Source organism: Thiovibrio sp. Mzg5 (assembly GCF_055379285.1).
In genome coordinates, this window is record NZ_AP022872.1 from 1,500,907 (window position 1) to 1,524,959 (window position 24,053).

21 protein-coding genes are annotated in these 24,053 nt (G+C 49.0%); 12 read left to right on the forward strand and 9 right to left on the reverse strand.

What is annotated here, in order from left to right:
- Nucleotides 1-41 precede the first annotated feature (41 nt).
- The 3 genes from ACZ46D_RS06760 (at nucleotide 42) to ACZ46D_RS06770 (ending at nucleotide 5,202) form a co-directional block, all read left to right on the forward strand.
- Nucleotides 42-2,243, forward strand: coding sequence for a diguanylate cyclase domain-containing protein (locus tag ACZ46D_RS06760; RefSeq protein WP_464926694.1), 2,202 nt, complete (start codon nucleotides 42-44; stop codon nucleotides 2,241-2,243).
- A gap of 113 nt (nucleotides 2,244-2,356) precedes the next feature.
- Nucleotides 2,357-3,361: a YifB family Mg chelatase-like AAA ATPase gene (locus ACZ46D_RS06765; protein ID WP_464926695.1), complete on the forward strand. Its 1,005-nt coding sequence runs from the start codon at nucleotides 2,357-2,359 to the stop codon at nucleotides 3,359-3,361.
- Complete coding sequence (locus ACZ46D_RS06770) at nucleotides 3,358-5,202, forward strand: hypothetical protein (protein ID WP_464926696.1); 1,845 nt, start codon at nucleotides 3,358-3,360, stop codon at nucleotides 5,200-5,202. The genes ACZ46D_RS06765 and ACZ46D_RS06770 overlap by 4 nt, the downstream gene beginning before the upstream one ends.
- Before the next feature lie 170 nt (nucleotides 5,203-5,372).
- On the opposite strand, the gene ACZ46D_RS06775 is transcribed toward ACZ46D_RS06770, so the two are convergent.
- Both ACZ46D_RS06775 and ACZ46D_RS06780 read right to left on the reverse strand, forming a co-directional pair.
- Nucleotides 5,373-6,356 carry a GTP pyrophosphokinase gene (locus ACZ46D_RS06775; protein ID WP_464926697.1) on the reverse strand — a complete coding sequence of 328 codons (984 nt, stop codon included), beginning with the start codon at nucleotides 6,354-6,356 and terminating at the stop codon, nucleotides 5,373-5,375.
- Nucleotides 6,353-7,450 carry a nucleoid-associated protein gene (locus ACZ46D_RS06780; protein WP_464926698.1) on the reverse strand — a complete coding sequence of 366 codons (1,098 nt, stop codon included), beginning with the start codon at nucleotides 7,448-7,450 and terminating at the stop codon, nucleotides 6,353-6,355. The genes ACZ46D_RS06775 and ACZ46D_RS06780 overlap by 4 nt, the downstream gene beginning before the upstream one ends.
- A 608-nt stretch (nucleotides 7,451-8,058) precedes the next feature.
- On the opposite strand from ACZ46D_RS06780, the gene ACZ46D_RS06785 reads away from it, so the two are divergent.
- The 5 genes from ACZ46D_RS06785 to ACZ46D_RS06805 all read left to right on the forward strand — a co-directional run bounded on the left by ACZ46D_RS06785 (nucleotide 8,059) and on the right by ACZ46D_RS06805 (nucleotide 11,801).
- Nucleotides 8,059-8,496 carry a LexA family protein gene (locus ACZ46D_RS06785; protein WP_464929262.1) on the forward strand — a complete coding sequence of 146 codons (438 nt, stop codon included), beginning with the start codon at nucleotides 8,059-8,061 and terminating at the stop codon, nucleotides 8,494-8,496.
- An 8-nt stretch (nucleotides 8,497-8,504) separates the two neighbouring features.
- On the forward strand, nucleotides 8,505-9,788 hold the full coding sequence (locus tag ACZ46D_RS06790; RefSeq protein WP_464926699.1) for a Y-family DNA polymerase: 1,284 nt from the start codon (nucleotides 8,505-8,507) through the stop codon (nucleotides 9,786-9,788).
- A gap of 21 nt (nucleotides 9,789-9,809) precedes the next feature.
- Nucleotides 9,810-10,286 (forward strand): AP2/ERF family transcription factor, encoded by a 477-nt coding sequence (locus tag ACZ46D_RS06795; protein WP_464926700.1) that lies wholly within the window; start codon nucleotides 9,810-9,812, stop codon nucleotides 10,284-10,286.
- A gap of 125 nt (nucleotides 10,287-10,411) precedes the next feature.
- A complete protein-coding gene (locus ACZ46D_RS06800; RefSeq protein WP_464926701.1) occupies nucleotides 10,412-10,651 on the forward strand; it encodes a hypothetical protein in 240 nt (79 codons plus the stop codon).
- A gap of 289 nt (nucleotides 10,652-10,940) precedes the next feature.
- Complete coding sequence (locus tag ACZ46D_RS06805; RefSeq protein ID WP_464926702.1) at nucleotides 10,941-11,801, forward strand: DNA/RNA non-specific endonuclease; 861 nt, start codon at nucleotides 10,941-10,943, stop codon at nucleotides 11,799-11,801.
- A 26-nt stretch (nucleotides 11,802-11,827) separates the two neighbouring features.
- Here the strand turns inward: ACZ46D_RS06805 and ACZ46D_RS06810 are convergent, their stop codons facing one another.
- Genes ACZ46D_RS06810 through ACZ46D_RS06840 form a run of 7 tightly spaced genes read right to left on the reverse strand, consistent with a single transcriptional unit; the run spans nucleotide 11,828 to nucleotide 18,540 of the window.
- On the reverse strand, nucleotides 11,828-12,859 hold the full coding sequence (locus tag ACZ46D_RS06810; protein ID WP_464926703.1) for a Gfo/Idh/MocA family protein: 1,032 nt from the start codon (nucleotides 12,857-12,859) through the stop codon (nucleotides 11,828-11,830).
- A 2-nt stretch (nucleotides 12,860-12,861) separates the two neighbouring features.
- Nucleotides 12,862-13,779 (reverse strand): amino acid--tRNA ligase-related protein, encoded by a 918-nt coding sequence (locus tag ACZ46D_RS06815; RefSeq protein WP_464926704.1) that lies wholly within the window; start codon nucleotides 13,777-13,779, stop codon nucleotides 12,862-12,864.
- A 10-nt stretch (nucleotides 13,780-13,789) separates the two neighbouring features.
- Nucleotides 13,790-14,719 (reverse strand): S66 peptidase family protein, encoded by a 930-nt coding sequence (locus tag ACZ46D_RS06820; protein ID WP_464926705.1) that lies wholly within the window; start codon nucleotides 14,717-14,719, stop codon nucleotides 13,790-13,792.
- Entirely contained in the window at nucleotides 14,716-15,750 is a 1,035-nt protein-coding gene (locus ACZ46D_RS06825; protein ID WP_464926706.1) for a DNA-3-methyladenine glycosylase family protein, read from the reverse strand. Before ACZ46D_RS06825 ends, ACZ46D_RS06820 begins: the two co-directional genes overlap by 4 nt.
- Nucleotides 15,751-15,761: 11 nt before the next feature.
- The gene (locus ACZ46D_RS06830; protein ID WP_464926707.1) at nucleotides 15,762-16,160 is read right to left on the reverse strand and encodes a hypothetical protein; all 399 of its coding nucleotides are present in this window, start codon (nucleotides 16,158-16,160) and stop codon (nucleotides 15,762-15,764) included.
- On the reverse strand, nucleotides 16,157-17,509 hold the full coding sequence (locus ACZ46D_RS06835; protein WP_464926708.1) for a B12-binding domain-containing radical SAM protein: 1,353 nt from the start codon (nucleotides 17,507-17,509) through the stop codon (nucleotides 16,157-16,159). Before ACZ46D_RS06835 ends, ACZ46D_RS06830 begins: the two co-directional genes overlap by 4 nt.
- Complete coding sequence (locus ACZ46D_RS06840; protein WP_464926709.1) at nucleotides 17,509-18,540, reverse strand: radical SAM protein; 1,032 nt, start codon at nucleotides 18,538-18,540, stop codon at nucleotides 17,509-17,511. Before ACZ46D_RS06840 ends, ACZ46D_RS06835 begins: the two co-directional genes overlap by 1 nt.
- A gap of 217 nt (nucleotides 18,541-18,757) precedes the next feature.
- Between ACZ46D_RS06840 and ACZ46D_RS06845 the strand changes: the two genes are divergently transcribed.
- The 4 genes from ACZ46D_RS06845 (at nucleotide 18,758) to ACZ46D_RS06860 (ending at nucleotide 23,856) form a co-directional block, all read left to right on the forward strand.
- On the forward strand, nucleotides 18,758-19,633 hold the full coding sequence (locus ACZ46D_RS06845; RefSeq protein WP_464926710.1) for a DUF4338 domain-containing protein: 876 nt from the start codon (nucleotides 18,758-18,760) through the stop codon (nucleotides 19,631-19,633).
- An 81-nt stretch (nucleotides 19,634-19,714) separates the two neighbouring features.
- On the forward strand, nucleotides 19,715-20,530 hold the full coding sequence (locus ACZ46D_RS06850) for a DNA adenine methylase (protein ID WP_464926711.1): 816 nt from the start codon (nucleotides 19,715-19,717) through the stop codon (nucleotides 20,528-20,530).
- A 9-nt stretch (nucleotides 20,531-20,539) separates the two neighbouring features.
- A complete protein-coding gene (locus ACZ46D_RS06855; protein WP_464926712.1) occupies nucleotides 20,540-22,546 on the forward strand; it encodes an ATP-binding protein in 2,007 nt (668 codons plus the stop codon).
- Complete coding sequence (locus ACZ46D_RS06860) at nucleotides 22,546-23,856, forward strand: hypothetical protein (RefSeq protein WP_464926713.1); 1,311 nt, start codon at nucleotides 22,546-22,548, stop codon at nucleotides 23,854-23,856. The genes ACZ46D_RS06855 and ACZ46D_RS06860 overlap by 1 nt, the downstream gene beginning before the upstream one ends.
- The last annotated feature ends 197 nt before the right edge of the window (nucleotides 23,857-24,053 follow it).

Genomic DNA, 24,053 nt, shown 5'->3' on the forward strand with positions numbered 1-24,053 from the left:
ACAATAGAGAGTTGCCGCAATAACTCCAAGGCTGGGGGGCCATGACCTTAAAAATTCTCCTGGTGGACAACCACCCGATGATCCTCAAACTCCTGGCCAATTTCCTGGAAAAGGAAGGCCACGAGGTGATGACGGCCAGCGATGGCCTGGCGGCCCTCAGCGTGCTGGAGGTCTACACGCCGGACGTCATCTTTGTCGATCTGGTCATGCCCAACATCGGCGGCGACAAGCTCTGCCGGATTATCCGCAGCATCCCCCGGTTTGCCGAACTTTTCATCGTCATCCTTTCCGCCATTGCCGCGGAGGATAACGTCGACTACAAACAGTTCGGCGCCAATACCTGCATCGCCAAGGGCTCCATCAAATCCATCCAGAAACACGTTCTTGAAGTGATCCACCATCTGGCGGATCACTCCTCTGAAAGCCTTGAGCCTGTGGCAAATCTGGAAGACATCCAGTACCGGACCATCACCAAGGAACTGCTTTCCTCAAAAAACCATTTCGAAGCCATCATCAACAACATGTCCGAGGCGGTTTTCGAGCTGACCCCGGACGGCACCATAATCTTCGTCAATCTGGCCGCCCTGGCCCTGTGCAACCTTGCCGAGGAAAAACTACTGGCCGCAAACCTTGCCTCGCTTTTCGCCGAGGATGAACAGGAAAAGATTGCCAGCCTGCTGGCCCACCCCGAACGTTTGCCCCAGCTCATCGAAGACGATCCTCCCACCCTGTTAAGCGGCAAACATGTCGCCCTGCATTTCCTGGAACTCCGTCAGAACGACCAGCCCACTATCATCCTGATTGCCAAGGACATCAGCGAACGGTACGAGGCGGAACATGCCTTGCTGGCCAATGAAACACGCTTCCGGGAGCTGTTCAACAACATGAGTTCCGGGGTCGCGGTTTACGAGGCAAAAAATCTCGGAGCCAGTGATTTTATTTTTGTCGATTTCAACCGGGCCGCGGAACGCATCAATAAAATACGCAAAGACCAGGTAATCGGCAGATCACTCCTCGAGGTCTTCCCCGGGGCAAAGGAGTTAGGCCTTCTTGCCGTTCTGCAACGGGTCTGGCAAACCGGCAGGCCGGAACATCTCCCGATTTCACTGTATAAGGACAACCGCCAGGTCGGCTGGCGAGAAAACTATGTGTACAAGCTGCCATCCGACGAGGTTGTCGCCATCTTTCAGGATGTCACCGCCAGAAAACAGGCGGAAGACAAGCTGGCCATCGAATCGGCCATGAACGAGGCCGTGGCCAAAATTTCCAAAATGATTATCTCCTCCGATTCCCTGAAGGACATTTCCGCCGCCCTACTGGAAGAGATTCTGGCTCTGACCGGCAGCAAAGACGGAATTATCGACTTGGTAGACCCAAAAACAAACAACCTGCAAGCCGTAGCTTTTTCCCCGGAGATTCAGTCCCTATGCGCCATGCACGAGGAAGACGGCGCCTTGGTGCACACCCCTCAAGGCCTGGTCAACTGGGTCCTGGAAAACAAGACCGGTATTCTGTCAAACTCGCCACCCGCCGACTACCGGGCAAAAGGAATTTCTGACGGTCCGGCCTCGCTTACCCGTCTTTTGGCGGTTCCGGCCATGTTCAATAACGAGCTCCTTGGCCTCATCACCATGGCGGACAGCCGCCGCAATTATGAAAAACGGGATCTCGACATCGTTGAGCACTTCGCCTCCCTGTTCGCCCTGGCCGCACAAAAAAGACAAGCCCAGGATCACATTGCCCACCTGGCCCATCATGACCCCCTCACCGGCCTGATCAACAGGCATATTTTCCCGGATCGCCTGGCCCAGGCCATGATTTTAAGCCAGCGGCACCGCAAAAAAATCGCCCTCCTCTATGTGGATCTGGACAAATTCAAGCAGATCAATGATGCACACGGGCACCTGGCCGGAGACGCGGTCCTCATAGAGGTTTCCTCCAGGCTGCGCGGTCTGTTGCGCGACTCCGACACGGTCGCCCGCATGGGCGGTGATGAATTCGTAGTGATTCTCCATGATATTTCCAGCAAAACCGCAGTGAACACTATAGTAAAAAAAATCACCGACGCCCTGGCCCAACCCATCCTCTTTCACGATACACGGTTTACCGTCACGGCCAGCGTGGGCATCAGCATCTATCCTGACGATGACAAGCAGATTGACGCCCTGCTCCAGAAGGCAGACAAAGCCATGTATCAGGCCAAGAAATCCAGCACCACCAGCCACATCTTTTACGAAGGGTAGCCGCCAAGGACATGCAAAAACATGGCCTTGGAAAACCCTGACCGATTGTGTACTCTTATCTGTAAGCTCTTTTTTGCAATCTGCCAGCGTATGCAATGAAAACCCGGGCGCACATGCCCCCACACATAGAAGCCTGCCCGGAGCCAACCATGCTTGCCAAGGTTATCAGCGGAACAGTGTTGGGCGTTGACGGACATCTCGTTGACGTGGAGGTTGATATCGCCATGGGTCTGCCGACCTTCACCATTGTCGGTCTTGCCGAAGGCGCGGTGCGGGAAAGCAAGGACCGAGTCAAGGCGGCCATCAAGAACAGCGGCTATGATTTCCCCAATCGGCGCATCACCGTAAACCTCGCCCCAGCCGATCTCAAGAAATCAGGCACCGGCTTTGACCTGCCCATCGCCCTCGGCATCTTGGCCGCCGCAGGACTGATCAACACGGAAATTCTCGCCCGGACCTGCGTCACCGGGGAGCTTTCCCTGGATGGCGGCCTGCGCCCTACTCCGGGCATCCTGCCCATTGCCCTGGCCGCCCGGAACGCTGGCTTGACCTATTACCTGGTCCCCGAGGCCAACGGCGCGGAAGGGGCCGTGGTGGATGGGATCGACACGGTGAGTGTGGCCGCCCTGCATGAGGCGGTGGAACTCCTGGCAGGAAAGACTCCGCTCTCCCCGATAACCATATGCCACGCCGACCTGTTCCGCCAGACAGACACCCCGGAAAACGATTTTTCCGAGATCAAGGGACACGCCCATGTGAAACGAGCGCTGGAGGTTGCCGCAGCAGGACGGCACAACATCCTGCTTTCCGGCCCCCCCGGTTCGGGGAAAACCATGCTGGCCCGAAGACTCCCCTCAATCCTGCCCGATCTTTCCTTTGCCGAGGCCCTGGAAACCACGAAAATCTATTCCACCATGGGGCTCATCCCTCAGGACAGAAGCCTGATTACCACCAGACCATTTCGCGCCCCGCACCATACTATTTCCGATGCCGGCCTGATCGGCGGCGGGTGTGACTTCCATCAATTAATGCGACATTCTAGGAATAAATGCGACGCCCTGCTGGTTCAGCGGGGCGTTCGTGTTTCCGGCAACCTTTTGCGGAGATATCCATTATGAGTTCTTCCCCCAAAGTAATCCTTGAAGGCCTCCCCGATGACAACATTCGCCGCGTCGTTTGGTGGTACTGTGATCTAGAAAAAAACGAATCCGCCCAGTCCGAACCCAAAGTCAAAGTCTGTTGCCGTAAATTTCATGACGACAATAACCTTGGTGACGAATTTTTTTATTATCCCGCCGGAATCACCAATCTCGGTCAAGTCCCACTGGGGACGATATTTCGCGGCCACAATAAAATTGGTCAACTCGACAAAATTGATAGGAACAATATCGTAGAAGAAATATTCCAACTCGATTTCGATGAAAACGCATGGGAATTTGCAACCTCATGGGGGAAAATAAGTGAAAAATCTTGGATCATCCCCCCTTTTTCCTATTCTTTGCCGGATAGGAGTCGCCATTTACCCACCAAAATCGCATCATTTCACCTTACCTCAACCCCTTTTGGACTGATCATTCCTTGCCTTGTGATGTTCTCGCGCCTTTATGGACGGTCGCAATATGTCAAAAGAGTCTTACTCACAAATCCCTTTGACGTTGCGATAGACAAGTTGATCGTTCCAGATGTGGAGGAGGCACCACCTGATACCTGGCAGGTCACTATGGACAAGCATTGTTATGACGGTGATGGCATTTTCCTAGCCCATATCCGTCATGACCCTGTCACCGAAAAACGGGTACGATCGATTTGGGGACAACTCGAAGGTGCTCAGGATACAAGAGGAACCACACAGATATTTCCCGAAATAGGCCCATGGCATGACGGCGCCGTTCAACTGCATGTAAAGGGGCTGTGGCTCGACAAGGACAAAACTCGGTTTCTCGCTTTGCAAATATTGAGATGGAGTGATCCAGGAGGAGTCGAAATATACCTGGACCGCCAAAATACCAATTTGGTGACCGGCCCACTGAAAAAATTGAGAGACAAAACCACATGGCCTCGCGTCGTCAAAAGGCGTCCCAAAGAGCAAAAAGAGCTATTTCTGAGATATTCCGAGGAGCCAGGCACTGGGTTGAACGCCAGGGAAATCTTGGACGCACCTTACGGGGGGCTGGGCAAAAGACGAAAAGTGACCAAAATAGTACGCAATCAGCAGGGTGACCGCGAAAAGGGCTCCACACTTCTACGGGATCTTGCGGATCAATGTTCCGGCGGGGAAGCGCACGGAAAAAAAGAAGATGTGGATCAGGCTACGATCCATGCTCCAGAAAAAGTTGAATCCCAAGGCACATTGAAAGATGCATGGAATGCCTTGGTTAATTTGGCGACGGATTCCAACTACGGGATTAAATCCGTGGCGTCTGTCTCATGTGATTGCAGCATTAGTAATTCTTCTGAGCCAATCACATTCACTTTTTCCGATTTTAACATAGAGAAAGGGCTGAATCTCAGAAAACGAAAATGGCTTTTTCTAGATCCGACCCGGCCCATAGAAAAGCGAAAATCTCGTTGTATGCTACTTGCTCGTGTCGAAACAGAACTTGGAATTGGCTATCTCTTGGAAATCCAAAGACGGGCAAAAATTTCCACGGAAGGACTGCTTGAAGATACAGATAAATTCAAAGGATTTGCATTTCGCTTGGAAAACGATTGCGACTTGACGGTTTGGCTACCATCCTTTTTGGATTCGCTGGCAAGAGCCAAAGGTATTTTTGACAATGCTCTGGAATTTCGGCCCAAAATCGCATACGCCTATAAACATGTTCATGACAAACAAGGAAGCCTCAAGAGTGCCGTTCTGAATGCATTGTCAAAAATTAAGCTCTTAGGTCAAAACGTAAATGGAACTGAGGTTTGTCTCAATAGCGAGGATTCCAAAATAGTCGATTCACAAAAGTGATCTGACTTCTCAAATTCTGCCAGTCCTGATCAAGCTCTACTCCTTGCAGCAGATCCGCAGATCATCCTGCCCAAAGGATGGCTATTACCTGAAATCCTGAAACAGCGGTTCAGCCTTTTTTTTATTCATTTTACATGAGGCAAGATGACCACCTAGTAATGAGTTTGAGGTTAATAGTCACAAATACTAACCCCTAAATCAACAGCTAATGCTTCAAGTATTTCCCTTGAAAAGGGCCAATCCTGGAGCAACCTTCTCTTCTTTTTTCGTAGCATCCAGTAAACAAACAAGATTGTACTTTGTTGATAGAGAGAGTTGTCGCTATATTTCTTTTTAATGAGATCTGACAGGAAGTCGTTTTGGACTAGAAATTCTTGAATATTATCAACTAGATTGTCGTTTATGAAAGTTTCAAATACATCCCAAAGGATAATAGAAGATTTTTGAGTATGAGATTTAATTCCTGTATTACTAAAATATATGCCATCTAGTTTATCTAGTACATTGTACTCTTCAAGTGGTCCATAATTCAGCAATTGAGTTACTTCTGAGAAGAAGTCATCAGTTGTTTCAATCAATGCCATGCTTTTGGCAACTGTTCGATGAACTTTTGGCTTAACAGTTCTTTTGCTTTTATATATTGCATCATGCGTCAATTCTGCGTGTGCATGTTGCAATAGTGTTCTTATTTGAACTTCACATGGTGTTGTTATTGGGATAATAATTCCACCTAAATCTATTTCTTTATTAGGGTGAATTATATAATGGACTGATTGGTAGGTGAAGAGAAGAGGATCTTTCTCTCTGTCCTGCTCAAAATGCCTGCAGTTTGTACAACACCATTCTTTGTTTCCTTCTATGACATCACAAATTTCTTTTATATCATTTAAGAGAAGGACAATAAATCTGGCACCAACTTTATCCTCAATTTGATTATAAGGATCAGTGTAATTCTTGTCAGGGCGATAGAATGCTTTATCTACAAGAGATTTGTCATCTTTAAGGCGATATTTTGCTGGTGTTTTAAAGAAAATATCAAGATCTTTACCTTTTTCAATAAGTGATTGAGTAATTGTATTTACGACGTACTCCCCCCAAGCACCGTAGATAGACTTCTCTGATTCCCACTTTTCCCTAAATTCAGACTCATTCATTCTTGTTGGGTTATCCTGTCTTTTATTAGAACTTGTGTCCACTCAGTAGGATTTCCAGATTCATCCACCTCACCTTCTATTGTTTCAATGGTGATTAATTTTTTGAAAACATCTGAAGGTGCTGTTATGCGAACATTACTTTTAAAGCTTACTCTCCTGAATTTAAGTTTGCTCTTAATATGCTCAATATCCTTGGTGAATGCGGTAGTAGGTAAACCGGCACCTTCTATGTGCTCTGAAAATAAATCTTGGATATCTACATCCTCAAAATATCTTGTAGCGAAATCTGACGCACTGACCGTGGAAGATGCATCGACTTTCAAATAAGTTGTTAATGCATTTAAAAGATCACTCTTTTTTGCCGGAGTAACATCCAGGTTAGTTATGAAAGATTTCGCAGCTTCGTAAAATTGTTTTGTAGTTCTAGCACTGGTTTGTGGATACCCGCAACCAAGAAAGTCAGAATAAAAATATTTTGCCGCTGCCTTTCCATCGGTTTTGTTTATTTGGTAATCAGAAACCATTACAGTCCACTTTTTATTGAGATCAGAGGTGGACTCCTGATAATTACTATTTTCAAAAAAGCCTGCAGTCTTATAAAGACGGGAGCCAGGAGTTAGTAAAATTTCTTCAACAAATTTCAATGAAATTTCATTTGTTTCTGGATTTATTTCTTTTTCATAACCACTATGAACTTCTGCTTTAATAATACCAAGGAATTTTTTTGACTGAAGTCCTTGTGTACCACTAAAGACAACAATTATTCCGCCTGGCATGGATCTGTTGTGCTGTGAATCAGTTAATTTTTTAGCAATGTCAAACGAGGATACAGCAAAAGCCTGTTTGTCTTGAGTAACCATGCCATCAATCAGGCTTGGAAGATAGTTGGGGTCTTGGTTCACTATTTCCAGTTGGACCGCTTTTGAGTCATGACCAAGTGCACTTGTGACGCGACTCTTGAAGGTTAACATGGCGTCTTCAGCAAAAATTGTATACTCGTGACTTTGTAAGGGAGGGACTTTATTCCCCTCACTATCGCGTCTATAAATTTGATGGATGATAATACGATCTACGGAGAGATGTTGTAACAGCATTTTGAGGACCCCGATAAATTTACTTAATGAGCCTGCTACTTATTTGCCAAAGTTTCATCAGATTTCAATTCTAACAAGTAATTATATGGTTTTCCCGATAACTCCGGGGCTTAAATAAATATTGGCACAATAACCCGTTCAGGCAGGCTGTTTGCTAACCTGATAACACCACAAAATACGTGTTATCAAGAAATCTTATAACCGGATTTCACCTTGATCGATATTCTCGCGAGATACGTTTGCGCTTCGACGCCCGCTTGACCGAGGAACCGATTCCAGCGCAGCTCTACCATTCCTTCCTGCATCACTTGGCCGAAAACGGTTCAGGTCACCCTATCAAACCTGATCTCCGATCACAATACAGAAAAAATACGAGGAAAAGGCACAAAAAATGTCATTTTCTGGCTTATCGTTACGCCTCGAAGCGTAACGCTTCAAATCGTGAATTTATTATGCTCGTAAGCATAATAAAAATGAGCCCAATTCTTCGAATGCCTCCTGATCTTCTTCCTAAAAACTGAACTATTGCGAAGCGAGTGATTTCGGTCTAGAACCTCAGTGAGGGAATGGACATGAAATCAAACCGGTCAAAAAAAGAACATATCGCCATGAAAACAGCCCCCACCATTTCTGCCATCTACGGCTTTGACCGGAAGATCGACCTCAAGCGGCCCCTGTTTGCCTGCGGGGTGTCCGCAGGCTTTCCGTCTCCGGCCGACGATTATATCCAGGGCCGTCTCGATCTCAACGAACTCATGATCCAGCACCCGGCCGCTACCTTCTTTGTGCGGGTGGCAGGGGACTCCATGATCGGCGCCGGCATCCACCATGACGACATTCTGGTAGTGGACCGCTCCCTGGAGCCAGCTAGCGACAAGGTGGTCATCGCAGTGGTCAACGGCGATCTCACGGTGAAGAGACTCTTCAAGCAGAATGACGTCGTGCGGTTGCTGCCCGAGAATCCGGATTATCAGCCCATAGAACTCACGGAGGAGACCGCCTGCGAAATCTGGGGTGTGGTCGCCTTCGTGATCCACGCCCTGTAGGCTTGCCCATGCCATCTATCTTTGCCCTGCTCGACTGTAACAATTTCTACGTCTCCTGCGAACGGTTGTTCAATCCCAGGCTCGAAGGTCGGCCGGTGGTGGTGCTTTCCAACAACGACGGCTGCATCATCGCCCGGTCCAACGAGGCCAAGACCCTGGGCATCAAGATGGGCGAACCCTTCTTCAAATGCCGCGGTCTGATCGCGGCCCACCAGGTCCAAGTTTTTTCCTCCAACTATCCCCTGTATGGAGATCTTTCCCAACGGGTCATGGATGTGCTCTGCCAGCTTGAGCCCGAGGTGGAGGTCTATTCCATCGACGAGGCCTTTATCCGCCTTCCGCAGGCCAACGAAGTGGCGCTGCTTGAGAACGGCCGCCATCTCCGGGCCACGGTTAAGAAACAGGTCGGCATCCCGGTGTCCATCGGCTTTGGCCCCACCAAGACTCTGGCCAAGATCGCCAACCGGATCGCCAAGAAGCGTCCGGAGCATGGCGGAGTGTTTGTTCTACCTGATCAGGGGCTCGATGCCCTGTTGGCCACCATTGAGGTGGGGGATGTTTGGGGCATTGGCCCACGCCAGAGCCAGAAGCTCTTTGCCTGCGGTATCCGCACCGCTCTTGACCTGAAGAACGGCAATGACACCTGGTTGCGCAAACACCTGACCGTGACAGGCCTGCGCACCGCCATGGAACTGCGCGGGATTTCCTGTCTGCCGCTGGAGGATATACCCCCGCCCAGGAAGTCCATCACCAGCTCCCGATCATTTGGCCAGCCTGTCACCGACCTTGCCTGGCTAAAGGAGGCGCTTTCCTCCTATATCGCCATTGCCGCCGAAAAGCTGCGGGCAGAGAAGATGAAGACCGGTTGTGTCCAGGTCTACCTCACCACCAACCGATTCCGGGAAGGTGAGCCGCAGTATGCTAACAGCAAGACCGTTACCCTACCAATCCACACCTCCTCAACGCTGGAGCTGATCCACTATGCTGCAGAGGTGCTGCAGCAGCTCTTCCGTCCCGGCTACGCCTACCAGAAGGTCGGGGTGGTATTTATGGATCTGGTTTCAGCCAGCCACGCGCAGGGCCATCTTTTCTATGCCCCGCCAAAGGGGCAGGAATCGCTCATGAGCGCCGTAGACAAGATTAACCGAAGATGGGGCAGAGATACCCTGCATAGTGCTGCAGCAGGACTCCTGCGGCCTTGGAAAAATAAACAAGGAAGGAGGTCGCCATCCTACACGACCTCTTGGAAGGAACTGCCGGTGGTGAGTGCTCCCCGCACAAATATCGCGTGATATTGTTAGGCTAACAGGCTATTGGTATATGAAAAAGATAGGGAGTGCTGTGTGAAAAATCCGGAAGAAAAACACAAGGATATTGCCAGAATTGACCAATCTTCCAAGCATACCTATGGCTGGTATGTGCGAGTGCGATTCAACGGGAAAACTCATTCAAAACTTTTTTCCGATCTAAAGCATGGCGGTCGAGCCGCCAGCCTGCTTGCAGCCATCGCCTGGCGAGACTCCACGGAAAAGGAGATTGGCAAACCCAGAACAGACAGAAACATCGTCACCATAAGCAAGACGAACGAAGGGGTTGTAGGGGTGCGGCTCAACGAAAAATTGAACAGATATGAGGTGAGCTGGGTTACCCTTCAAGGCAAACACGGGAAAACTACGGTCTCCATCTTGAAACACGGGAAGGAAAAGGCTTTTAAAATCGCTTGCGAAAGAAGGAAAGAGAAAGATGCTGAGCGGCTACAGATCAATCCGAAAAAAGCCTATGCCCAATAGCCCCATATCAGTATTTTCCCCGTATTGAATTCTGGAGCCAATAGGCCTAACATTACAAATGCATAAAATGAGTTTGTGAATTCAGCCAATGACCGCTGACCGCTACCATCGGTGCAATACAAAAAATGAAATTCGGAATCAGAAAGCCTTCTTTCAGCAAGCGACTCGCGGCTAGAACTTCACTGAAAAGGGTCGTGCGGCACAGTCTCGGTATAAAAGCGCCTCGAGGGCTCGGCTGGCTCACAAACCCCAAAAAAGCCGCCTACAACCGTGTATACAACAGAACAACCACAGGGTGCATGATTATACTTGTCCCATTCTTCCTGATCACAATAGGAATTGGCTCTTTGTTTTTTCGGTCTTGAACCGTAGAATTCCATTCAAAAAGGAGTCTGAAAATGAAGAAGATATTAATTGTGACGGCGGCAATGATGGTCATGTTTGCCTTCCCTGGAACCAATTATGCCGCTTCCAATTTCGACCAGGAAGACATAAAGGTATCCATTGACACTGTGACCGACTCTCCCTGCTTAAATGAACCAAATGATAAAACCGAAATGAATCAACGCGGATGCTGCTCTCATCATGGCGGGGTCTGCGGATGCAGCAGCACTGGCAGAGTAGAATGTTGCGATGGGACATTAAGCCCGTCATGTGGGTGCTAAAGCCACAAACAAAATTACTCAAACAGAACGAAAAACATATATTGAGGCAATTCCCTTGAGGTTATCTCGGCTATTCGACCTGCGATTTCGTTTTCTGATATTTTCATTTGTCCTTTTCAGCCTCTCCGCCTCTCAAGTTGCCGCTGGCCCTCTGGATGACTGCCAAGAACTCACCACCTATGGCATTCCAGGGAACAATGGCGAGGTTCTTTGCCATAAAGGTTTCCTCCTTGCCCATGATTCAGAACGGAAAACCCCGATCTGGGTAATTGAGCATCTCACCAAAGAAAAGGCTGTTGGGACCCTTGCCCGCAAGGACGCTTTCAAGCCAGATCCTGATCTGGCTAAAGGCCGGCGCGCGGAACTCAACGATTATAAAGGCTCCCCTTATGACAGGGGGCACATGGCGCCAGCTGCTGACATGAAATGGGACGCGCAGGCCATGGCCGAGTGCTTCTACCTATCAAACATGGTTCCGCAGGTCGGCAAAGGAATGAATCGAGGGATATGGAGGATACTAGAGGATAAGGTCAGGGATTGGGCCATATCCCGAGGAGAAATTTATATCTACACCGGACCGGTATATGATGGGAAAGAAGAACTGAAAGTTATTGGAAAAAACAAAGTCGCAGTCCCTTCCGCTCTTTTCAAGATCGTCTTCTCCCCGGAGAACCAGAAAGCCATCGCTTTCATCATGCCGAACAGAAGTCTCAACACGGAAAATATGTCCCAATATATCGTGAGCGTAAAAGAGGTGGAGAAAGAAACGGGGTTGGACTTCTTTACCGTTCTCAGCAAAGAGACCCAGGACTCTTTCGAGTCAACCAAGGAGTCGGCATTGTGGCAATAAAAAGGAGAAGGTCGTCCTGTTTGTTATTATAGTGGAAGCTGGACCTCCCTTCGTTCGGAGTTCGTGCGATGTATCGCACAAACCAACTCCAACGACTTTCGAGCGGCCATGCCATCGACCATAACTCTTTTCTTGCCGCAGCAAGCAGCAATAAAATCATGGATAACTGCAACATGCAGAGACGGATCGATTCCATGGGGCCGGATACCTGTAGCATTGCCAGAGTCGTCGTGAAGATCTGAAACATGTTCGCTTGACAGATGCCCCTCTACATCCCATCGCCCCACTTCATCGTCGAGCAAGCCCACAGTACCCTTTTGGCAATGGAAGTCAACACGCCTCGCGTATCCAGGAAAAAAGCTAGTGCCTCCTATGAAAGATCCAAGAGCACCGTTTTTAAATCGCAATGCTGTGGCGACCGTATCTTCGGTTTCTATCTTGTGAACACGGGTATCGCAGTAGCCAACAACAGAGCTGATATCACCACCTATCCAAAGCAGAAGATCAAGAGTATGAATGAGTTGACTGGTCAGCGCTCCTCCACCTTCATTGGCCCAGGTTGCACGCCAGTCGGGACTTTGATAATAAGAAGGGTTTCGCCAAAAACGTCCCTCGCATGCAACGGCCGTAAGGCTTCCCAACGAACCACGAACAACGGCCTCTCTCACTTTTGCAACCGCGGGGAGGAATCGATGGGGGTAGACACTCGCGAGCACCACCCCCGCTCGCCTACAAGCATTGATAATGGAGTCGGCCTCCTCTAGTGTCCGCGCCATCGGCTTTTCAACCAAAACATGTTTACCCTGAGTGGCTGCCGCAAGGGCAATCATTTCATGTGAGTCTGGCGGAGTGGCGATGTAAACGGCATCCATATCCTTCTGCAGCATGAATGCGCTTAATTCCCCGTAACTATAAGGCACTCTCCAGTGCTTAGCGAATGCCGATGCATTCTCGGCATTACGTGATGCAACCGCAACTACAGTCGCATCACGTAACCTCGCTACTGCATGAAGGAACACTTCACCCGCTCTGCCGATTCCAACAACTCCAAACCGCAAACCTATAGCCTCCCGAATTGGTTTTCGTGAAACAGATGTGACATCGGCCCTACTCCACCAAAGGCCATCAATAATCGTTCGATTCCGAATCCTACCCCAGCACTTGGGGGGAGGCCACCAGACCGAAGGAGTTTAATGAATGGTTCATCCGTAAAGCACGGCCCGTTCTCAATCATCCTAACAGATACATTATCTGCGCATATTTCGTCGACAAATCCGTTGGCCACCTCCAAGCCTTCAACGAAGACCTCGAATCGCTCGATAATTGAAGGTCGATCCGCGTCTCGCCGGGCCAAACACACCGTGCATGCCGGATAACGATGCAGAAGAGCTGGGCGCATTTTAGTCCCACACCCTTTCTCCAAATACTCTCCGACCACATAATTAATCGCTTCGAACGCTGGTTTGTCTGCAAATTTAAAAGGAACGGCACCTCGCTCGACCAGTTGCATTCTAATCGAATCGCCCCCTTGCTCAACATCGATGTCGTAGTTACGCGCTAGCCAATCTGAGACATCAACAACTTCGAACTCGAGAGCAGGATTTTCGGCCGCAACACATAACAACTTACGTGTTAGATCCAAAAGGCCTTCATATTCGAGTTCACATTCAAACAGTTCAAGCATGTGAAACTCAGGATGATGGACGTTATCAGGAGAATCTTCTGGACGAAAGCAGGGACCTAGCTCAAATACCGACCGAAGCCCTTCGGCAAGCGCCGATCTCAATTTCAATTCCATGCAGCGGCGTAGGTTGTAAGCCTCACCCCGAATGTCCATAAAAACCCCTTCAGTGCCTGGCATTGATCGCAAAAGAATAGGCGAATGGACTTCAACAAAATCCCGTTCGTGCAGGAACGCCCGCAGGCGACGACAAAGGTTATCGCGCTTTTGTGCAATTTGTGCGTTAATTCGGCTCATCAGTTATAGGCTATCGAACAACAAAAGAATTTTGAGTACTGTCGAGTCGTGCCGATGCGCCAATCGGAACCGTGATTTTTCTTGAAGTGTGTCCCAAGTGTACTCCCGCCAACACCGGAAAGTTGTAACGGTCCACAATTCTCATTACTATCTGCTCTGTTGTCGGCGCAGGAGAATAATCCTCTTCTGAACAGCTCTCGAACACGCCTACCACTAACCCCGCGATCTGATTGAATACCCCAGCGTCATCGAAGTGCGTCAGTATAGCATCAATCTGATGGAGCTGTGTGAAGCAGTCTTCGATGAAAAGAATGGCATTTGTCCAGTCAGGTTCCCATGGCGTTCCGATTAATTGCTGAAGCGACCAAAGGTTACCGCCAAACAGTACTCCATCACATATTCCCGGGCGCAGCCAGGACCAAGTCTCCTCGGAGTCAATTGTCATCGGCCTATCCTGCCGAAGAGCCTTCCACATGTGCCGCTCAGAATAGTCATCAAGGGGCTCCTCGCCCCCCAAATTCCACACGACTGCCGGGCCATGAAAGGAGATAACACCTGAATGCGCTGTCAGCGCATTCAAAAGCACAGTCGGGTTGCTTAGCCCGATCAATCCCTTTCCCTCTTTCGCGAAGAGATCTAAGTCGAGAAGACGCAATAACTGGTTACAATTCGCTCCGCCCCCGGCTGCCATAATAAGTGAGACCTCCGGGTCGCGCAGAAAATCGTTGAGGTCACTCACGAGATTTGCAGGTGTAGCGGCTAAGAATCCATTGTTGCCGAGTGTGCTTGACCCGACCTTAGCCTGGATCCCTCTTGATTTGAGCCACTCAAGTCCTCTCTCAAAAAACAGGGGATTGTCCCCAGCATCTGGAGCGCCGAGACTCACAATGCCTACTGTAGCGCCGGAACCGACAGGCGTAGGCCATTTGTAGTTTTTCATTGGTTGTATTCCTCCAAATTTACAGTATTCAAATGTGGTGGACGGGGCCAGATTCGAGTTGCATCTCTCGCCTCCTCGTCCGTGGCATAAATGGGACAAACTGAGTCCGCGAGCTGCTCGGACTCGATCAGGTACTCAACGGCACGTCCAGCAAGATCACCGAAACGACTACGACACTCTGCATCTACAGCCTCGGCGGTGGCCCCCTCGTCGCCAAGGAGGAGACGACCTAGGATTTTTCGATTCCAAACGTCGAGGCCAAAAGCGGAAGGGTCACGGAGAGCCGAAGCGGCAATGGTCTTAGCCGTATAGGGGCCCACTCCTCGTATTTGGCAAAGGGCTGAAACCACCTCGGACAGAGTCGAACCAGTAATTTCGTCTTCAATCTCCATTCGTGAAAACCATTCTGCGATAGCCGAAAGTATTTTGTCCCGATACCCGACTCTCGCCCGCTCTCTCAATTCGGCCGGAGGAACTGCTGAAAGTCTTTTAGCGCCAAAAAATACCAGCAGTGTTACATCGTCAAAAACAATACTTTCTCCATATAAGCGCAGAAGAGCGGATAACATCTGACGGCTTCGTTGTAAGGTCGTATTTTGGAGCACAACACACAAAATTGCCATCTCGAAAACACTTTCCGGGCAACTACTTCTCATACCAAATAAACGCCGGACAGCCGGTGCCAGCACAGGGTCTTGCGAGGCCATCGTATAAAATACAGACAAGTCATCATTGAGGCCATAGGAGCGCCGAATCCGAGATTCAAGAGACGACGAGTGCTTGCGCGTCCAAGCAGGAATCGAGAACACCTGAGCGAAAAGCTGGTCCTTTATGGCGGTGAACCGCACACCGCACGGGAGCCCCTGCACACGGAAGGTACGCCAGGATACGTTCCGCGAGTGCATCTCCAACTGAGTTGGAAAATGTGAAGGTTTCCAAAGTGTGAGCTTCCAGGAGAAAGGCGGACAAACATCGAATGTAAGCTCATCGACCAAAGAACATTCCCGACCATTAATCTCGTTCTCCATCATCAAGTCTAGTCTCACCTAACTTCTTCACGCATAATATTTGGATGGTCATGTTCAAACAGTTCTTCAAAGGGCATTTGTTTATCTTGAATAGCGAACATCCTGCCCACCGTACGAACTCGATCTGCCGCCACAGAGTCCCCCTGCGGAACAAAACATATCATCTTAGGGAAAACGACCCACAGGAGCTTCCCATCAATAAAGTGAGCATAGAACCGTTTGGGGATAAGCGAGAAGGATACCGCCATTGCCATTTCTGGCAAGCGATCCAATGGAGACGAGGTCACAATAATTTGAACGGGTTCAATCGCCCCTAGCATGTGAGAGTGTTGATCGATAACCATCTCTTCAAGACCTGCTGGAAGCCGGCAATCGATCAAACTTTCGCGAATGAAAATCCCTCTTGCCTTCACGATTCCATACCTCCTGTAATGGGAGTGGGCATCAACGTCATACGAGTGGCTCTTCGTGCCCGTTCAACGAACGTGTCATCCGTCCATGGCGTCTGCGATGCGTAGTAGTCAAAGTTAGACCATTCTTCAAAAGAATTTGGCGGTCGGAAGCCGTGCTCAAGTGAAACATCAAAAAGTGGTGTCCCCGGATATGGCGCGAACAGATGTACCCTGCTCTCTGGACGCGGACTTAAATTGTCCAATTCGTCAATTAGGGAGTATGTAGCATCTTGCTCCTGTGTCGTCTCCCCGGGAAATCCAACGATAAATGTATATGATCCAAGAATTCCTGCTGCTGCAATTTCCCGAGCAACATCAACAATTTGGTTACGTGTGACCTCCTTCTTCACGATATCAGCAAGTACGCGGTCTGAACCAGACTCAACCCCCATCAGGAGACGTGAGCATCCACTTGCAGCCAATCCGTCGAGCAATTTAGGAACTTGCCGTCGCGCACGGAGCACGTCGTTCGGGTTGATAGAGGCTGCCCATCGAATGTTAATCGCCCGTTCCGACAAACCATCGACAAATGCCTTGGCGCGACGGAGACTAATGAACCAATCCGCATCGTAGAACTTGATCCCATTAATTCCATAGGTGAGGACAAGGTTTTCGATGTCATTGAGCAAATCGATGGCCTCGATATGACTCCATCGATATTTGTATGTGGTTTCGTAGCAAAATCTACATTTATAGACACAACCGATTGAAGACACATAGTTTAGTGTTTTTTGCGCCACTGTTGGATCATCACGAAAGTACTCAACAAGATTAAGGAGCTGCCACGGGTATCCGGTAAGAAGCTGAGACTGGAGTTGGTTTTTAGGGCCGCATATTAAAGAACAACCTACCTTGGCGAGCAAACCAGGAACGTCTTTCAAAACACCGTCACCGAGGAGTGCTTTTACGAGAACTGGCATTGAGACATTTCCTGGGCCTTGAAGCACAACATCCACAACTTCATGGGCTAGCGTCTGCTCAGGCAAGACATTTACGTGCGGCCCGCCCAAAACAATAAGAGGACAGTCCGGGAGCTCCTTGGCGACCCGAAGCAACTCAATGGCATGCCCGATCTGCCCTCCACCGGTCATCACGCTAACCGCAATGCAAATGGTTCTACTGGCGTACTCCGATAGCAAAGCTCTCCAGTCGGCAATTGACCGATTGTTACCATCGAAGATTATTGGCTCGGCCAGCCCTTGTTCCAATAAAGATTTCGCGATTATCAGCAGAGGAGTCGGCATCCAAAAATAAACATAGTTTTTTTCGTGGTCGATTTTTGGATATGCAAGGAGAACGACCGGTCTCATCAAAGCGTCACCTCACGATTTTCCATAAACGTGGCCTCGCTAAAGACACTGATAGCGTTTCGAAGAGCTGTATTTAGTGCCTCTGCATCTTGGAATAAGGGGCGAAGGTCGATAGCGACATCTTCTCGAAGCAAGCAATATTGAAGCCGGAGGTCTGCGGTCACCCGCAAAGCCATGAGAGCATCGTGACAGGGAAAACTCGGACAGCTCTGACAGATAGAACCATACCAAGCACCCGCTTTATGATCCTTAACTAAGACACAAAGGCCAGATGGTAACTGAAACTTGCGCATTGGATGGCCGAGGCCACCCTGCAAGGCTAACTCACCGTCGTTTCCGACATACTTCGCGAGCATATCAGAGATAATATGTAAAGGGGTATACAGATCGGCAAGACGAGCCGTTTCGCTAATTCTACCCACGAAGGACTCATCATCGTCGTCAAGGTCTTGAATGACATCTAAAAGTTTCAGTGTGCGCACGCCGGTACGTTCTGAGTATCGCACTATATCCATAACTTCGTGGACATTGACATCGCGCATAACCACCATATTGAGCTTAACGTCCAACCCGGCCTGCACGCAACAGTCAATGGCGCTGAGTATCTCGGAATGATCATCCCTACCGGTGATGCCCTTGTGGCATTCTGGACGTAAGGTATCAAGGCTTATATTTAGGACGTCGGTGTCAACTGATGACAATGCCTCCGCTCGATTCCCTATTGAGGGGTGACGAGAGATGACTTCAACAGGTTTCATCCCTAACGTTTTTTTCAATATACGGACTGCATCTACAAGCGGATCCCACAGCGCGGGATCACCGCCAGTCAACTTGATCGATGTAAGACCAACAGCCTTAAACGCCGTCCCAAGGATGAAAATATCGTCAAGACTCATGGCCGCCGAAGCTTGCGTGGATAACGATTCACCAGATTGTCGGCAGAAAAAACAGGCACGCCCGCATCGTGAGTTCACGCTAAATCGGACCTGAGGTAAACGTTCTGACATGTATCCTATCTCTTCATCATCCATGAAATAATTCCCTCACCTTGCTCTTCCTATCCGACAAATTAACCCATCATTATAAATAGCACAATATATAGTATTAAGAAAACAAACGCGCCACATTATAAGCGAATATGAGGTTTTCGTGCCCGCCCTACCTATCCTCGGACACCTCTTCGTACAAATTATTATATAAATGATTTTTTTCCGTGCGTTCTTTCGTGCCTTTTGATAAACATATTCCATGGCACCAATTATGACCCACCGGGGTCGAGATGTTTACCCGGCCGACATTGACTTTATCCACAAGATCATCACCGCCAACCCTAAGACAAGCCGACAGGAGCTTTCCCGCCGACTGTGTGAAGCGTGGAACTGGGCACAACCCAATGGCAAACCTAAAGAAATGATCTGCCGCGGACTTCTTCTCCGTCTCCATGAGCAGGGGCTTGTCGCCCTACCTCCGCCACGATCGAAACATACCCCACAAAACAGACACCAACAATTGCCACCGCCACCTTGCGTGGATGAATCGCCACTCGTTTGCTCGCTGGCCGACCTCGGCCCCATTGAGTTACGGCAAGTACGCCGCACCCCCCAAGAAGCCATCTTCAACGGCCTCATCGAACATCAACACTATCTAGGCTACCGCCAGCCGGTAGGCGAACACCTCAAATATCTTGCCATCTCCCGCAACAGGCCCATCGCCTGTTTAGCCTTCTCGTCGGTAGCTTACCGTTTAGCTCCTCGTGACGCTTACATCGGCTGGAGCGATGAAGCGAGAAAGAAGAATCTTCCACTGTTGGCATACAACACCCGTTTTTTGATCCCGACTTGGGTACGTGTGCCACATTTGGCTTCGCACCTTCTCGGAGCGATATGTCGTCGCTTACCAGCAGACTGGTTCGCCCTCTACCGGCACCCAGTTCATTGGGCTGAGACTATGGTGGACACTTCACGTTTCACCGGGACAGCATACCGAGCCGCCAACTGGATACTAATTGGACAAAGCTCCGGGCGAGGCCTGCGCTCCAAACATGGCGAGCCGACCAGGACGATCAAAAATATTCTCGGGTACCCGCTTATACCAAATTTTCGGGAACATCTTTGTCGCATATAAGTTCGAAAGAAAATAGAGGAAGAGGACTATTATTTTTGCCCCGCATATATAGAATCTACTCAACCAAACAGAAGGAAACTTATGGCAGGCCTGCACGCTAAAACTCCAATTCGATACCCTGGTGGCAAACAACGATTTCTCGGTCAAATTGTCACGCATCTGCCCCGTATTAATGAAATTAAAGGGCACTTTGTAGAGCCATTTCTTGGCGGAGGGGCTGTATTCCTTGCTATTCAGGCGAAACCGGCAATCCTAAGCGATAAAAACCCAGAACTTATTGATTTATACAAAGGAATCCGTCGAGCACCACATGTTGTTTGGGGAAAATATCTTGCTTACAAAGAGGGAAAACACGAATACTATAGGGTTCGCAGCCAAGATACCACCGGATGGGACGTTATCTCAAAAGCTGCCCGCACGCTTTATCTGAATCGAACCTGCTTCAAAGGCATGTGGCGCCAGAATTCACGAGGCCGGTTCAACGTCGGATACGGAGGACAGGACCGTCGCTGGGCCATAACCGAAGAAGACCTCGTCCATGTGGCCAAGGCCCTTAGGGGGACGAAACTAATCTGTTCTGATTTTGAATCTATTGTTGATGCCGCGCAAAAAAACGATTTTCTCTTTTTAGATCCTCCATACCACCCAGGGCGCAGAGAATCACGAGTCGAACATTATATGTTTGCCCAATTCACATTTTCCTCTCATGTGCGTCTCGCTGCATCCCTTGATCGAGCAACAGAACGTGGTGTACGATGGGCAATGACAACATCATCACATGACGACATTAGGGCGCTATACCCAAAGTGTTCGCTGATTCAGTTCAAGGCTGGAGTTGGACTCTCGCCAGGACTCGTCACCAAAGAGGCGGGAGAAATTCTCGTATTGAACCATTGAGGAGGCAACATGAAGGAATTCTTCGAAGATGCGGCAATACAAAACCATAAACTGCGTGTCTTGCAGCAGTTTATGGAACGCGAAGAAGCAAATGAGAAAGCCAAGAGATACAACGACATGCGTTTTGTCGGATACATCCTCGACATTGGCTATGACACCCTCACGATAATTACCTCAGACCCCTTCAAAATCGCCGTTGGCGGCGTTCCGCGTAATTCTCTTCTTATAATGGCCCCAAACAACCTTAATTCCCTGCCTCCACACTTCACATTACTCCGGGTTTTAGAATCGGCCCCAACGCCATTGTCGAAAGATGTACAACAGACTTATTTTGAACTCCAGAAGAAGTCCATGCCAGAATTGGATGTCTTTACTCAAAGCGAATTGCAGTGGGGCGCCCTCAAAACAAGCGTCCTCGGCATGTTCTATCCCCATCCGGAAAAATCCAACGAAGTAGAATTTTCCGGCGACATCAACAACTTTGTAAGCGCTCACAAATATCGGGTTTATGCACCATGCGATGACCTTCTGGATCTAATCATCAACACATTGGTACGACCTGATGGCCGCTTCACTATGGGCAAACTGCGAATGACTGAGTGCAGACTTCCGCTGCCCGGGAAACCCGCCCCAAATGTTGACGTGAACGTTTCCACAACCGACTTCATGGGAGGCCGGACCGCCATGTTCGGAAAGACCCGTTTGGGAAAAAGTAACGTGGTAAAACTCATCGCCCAAAGTTTAATCGAAACGCAACCCAACGTAGGTCAACTTATCTTTGACATCAACGGGGAGTATGCAAACGACAACCCGCAGGACAACAATCGTTCTCTGGCTAGCGGTAATTCATCTAAATGCACAGTCTACGCTTTGACTCCAAAAACTGGGACTACCTCGCGCCCCCTAAAACTAAATTTCTTTAATAATCCAGACAGTTCTCTTCCTGTGCTTGCCAGCCTGCTTCGTCAAGCAAACCGCGACTCGGACTACATCAAAGCATTTGCCAGTATTGAATTACCAGCTATCGCTGACGTAATAGCCATGCAAATGAATGGCGATAAAGTCCGAGTAATCCGCCAAATCCAGATTTACTGGGCAATATTACATAAAGCGGGTTTCACCTCAGACGAAAAGGGACTACGACAACTAGGATTGACATCCAGTATTGCTCAGCATTTCAATCCCGGTTTCTCCAAAGGATTACGCGATGCGATTTTCAAAAATAAGACACCAGGACCACCAAATTCCCTTGCCGATCTTGTCAGTGAGCTTGAGAAAGTAAACTTATACCGTCGTTCTTCCCCTAATGACCCGGAACTCCAATCTAAGAGCGGTCCTCTGTTTGGGGCAACCGAAACAGCTCTTCTTGAATTTCTTGAACCCCCCCCTGGAAGGTCCGGCATCTCTCTTCTCTTACCTTTTCGCACATACCACGACGCAAATGCAGGTCATTTTATCACAGAGATATTGAAACTGATCGATGATGGGAAAACCGTTATTCTCGACTTGGGAAATGCAAACCCACAGATTATGGAATATTTCTCAATGGAACTCTCGAAAGCCGTTTTTAACCACCAGGTCGACAAATTCAGCAACAACAATCTCGGTGATCACTTCGTCCAGATATACTTCGAAGAGGCGCACAATCTGTTTCCGCGAACGGAAGATGTCACTACAATCTACAGCCGATTCGCAAAGGAAGGCGCCAAATATCACATTGGAATGGTTTACTCCACGCAATCACCAACCACAATCAACCGGGATCTTCTTGCCCAGACTGAGAACTTCTTTATCGCACACCTTTCATCGCGGGATGAAGTTTCCGCCCTCGGCAAATTGAACGTTGCCTACGACAGCCTCCAAAATGATATTTTGTCGGCCAAAACACCAGGGTACATCCGAATGCTAACTCGCTCGCATCGTTTTGTTGTGCCGGTCCAGGTTCGACTATTTACGCCCCCTCCGGCAACGACAACAACTTCAACATCTGCACTCGCTACAGGAGGACCTGTGTAATGCCATTCCAGGGTGGTAGGCGATTACCCGCAGAACGGGCAAGTAAACTCGGGCACCTTGAAGTCCTGGACAATCCTTTGGTCCAGAAACTATGCCAGCAATTGACAGACGTAGCGCCTAACACAGAGGAAGCAAATGGCCTGTGGTCACCGATTACACATAAAAAAGAACCACTTTCCATCGTCTTCAGCGCCGACGGTTCTTATCAGATTATCACCAAGGAAACACCGCCGTATTGCGCCCGAGCTTTCATCAAGACAGCCTTACTTCGCCTCGACCAGTATGCTCTTAACCGTATAGACAAAGATACACCCCACCCCTTCGCGCTTCGTGACATTTTAAAAGACAGTGCCATGCATCACGCGACCGTTTTTCCATTACGCCACGTTGAAGTAGCTGGCAAAACCCTCTACGATGCTGTACGTGAAATTATTTATACATCCTTCACGGAAGACGCAGTCCTTGACTCAGAGCCATACGAAACTCTTAAATGGCTTGTCTATCACAAATGGAACCCAGCGGCCCAACGCAGCCTGCCCGAGTTTGAATGTCCGCACTGCCGCCAAACGAAGGCGACACTTCCATACGATGCTGACACTGGCCCCTGCCACAAATGCCGCAAGACCATACTTATTACCGACATGTTGGGATTCCATCAGGAAATGTCGGAAGATTCCGCACCTGACACAATCGCATCGTCATATATGGCGATTCACGAAACTCTCATGCTCTTTACAGGCATCCGTTACTTTTGGGAAGGGAAGAGGGAAACTTTGAAAGATTGCCTATTCATCAAGGATGGGCCTCTCTCTATTCGTGCACAATACTCGAAACTTGTCGCTCCAATCAGAACTTTCATGGAACACTCGGTTCAATCAGGATGTCCAGTCCACATCATTGGACAAGAAAAAAGTGGAACTTTCTATGATCACCTCACGTTAATCCGCAATCACGCCCCCCACCCTTCATGTTTCATCCCGGACGATTTGTATATTAAGCAACGCGTACAAAATCGCCCTAACCAGGGCGCCCCCTACGGACTTGACACCAATTATGGGGCCAAAGTTTTTGTTAAATTAAACCAATACCATTCAATGGTGATCAATGTTCCAACCGGCTTTCATCATCCAAACCCCACAGCCGCAGACCTCATCGGCTTTGACCGCATCCTCGCGACACTCCCAACCATCCTGAGCAATCGTTACGAAGGTGCACTAATGCCTGTCGAGATGGCTAACGGTGTTGCATCTCTCTCAACATATCCTTCCGCCAAAGTATTGAAAATGTTTGCCGAACGACCCAAATCATGATAGTTGAGTTTAGTCGGTATGTGCCACAATCACTTATATTCCTAACAACAACCCTGTCGAACGACACACATGCTTGCGTTCCGGTGAGTGCGCGGACCGGTCTAACTCCGCTCAACTCGTGCAGTAGACCGACAATTTTAAACTTCTTGCAGGATATAGTCCTGAGATAAAAAGAAGCTCCTCTGTTGGAGGACGGA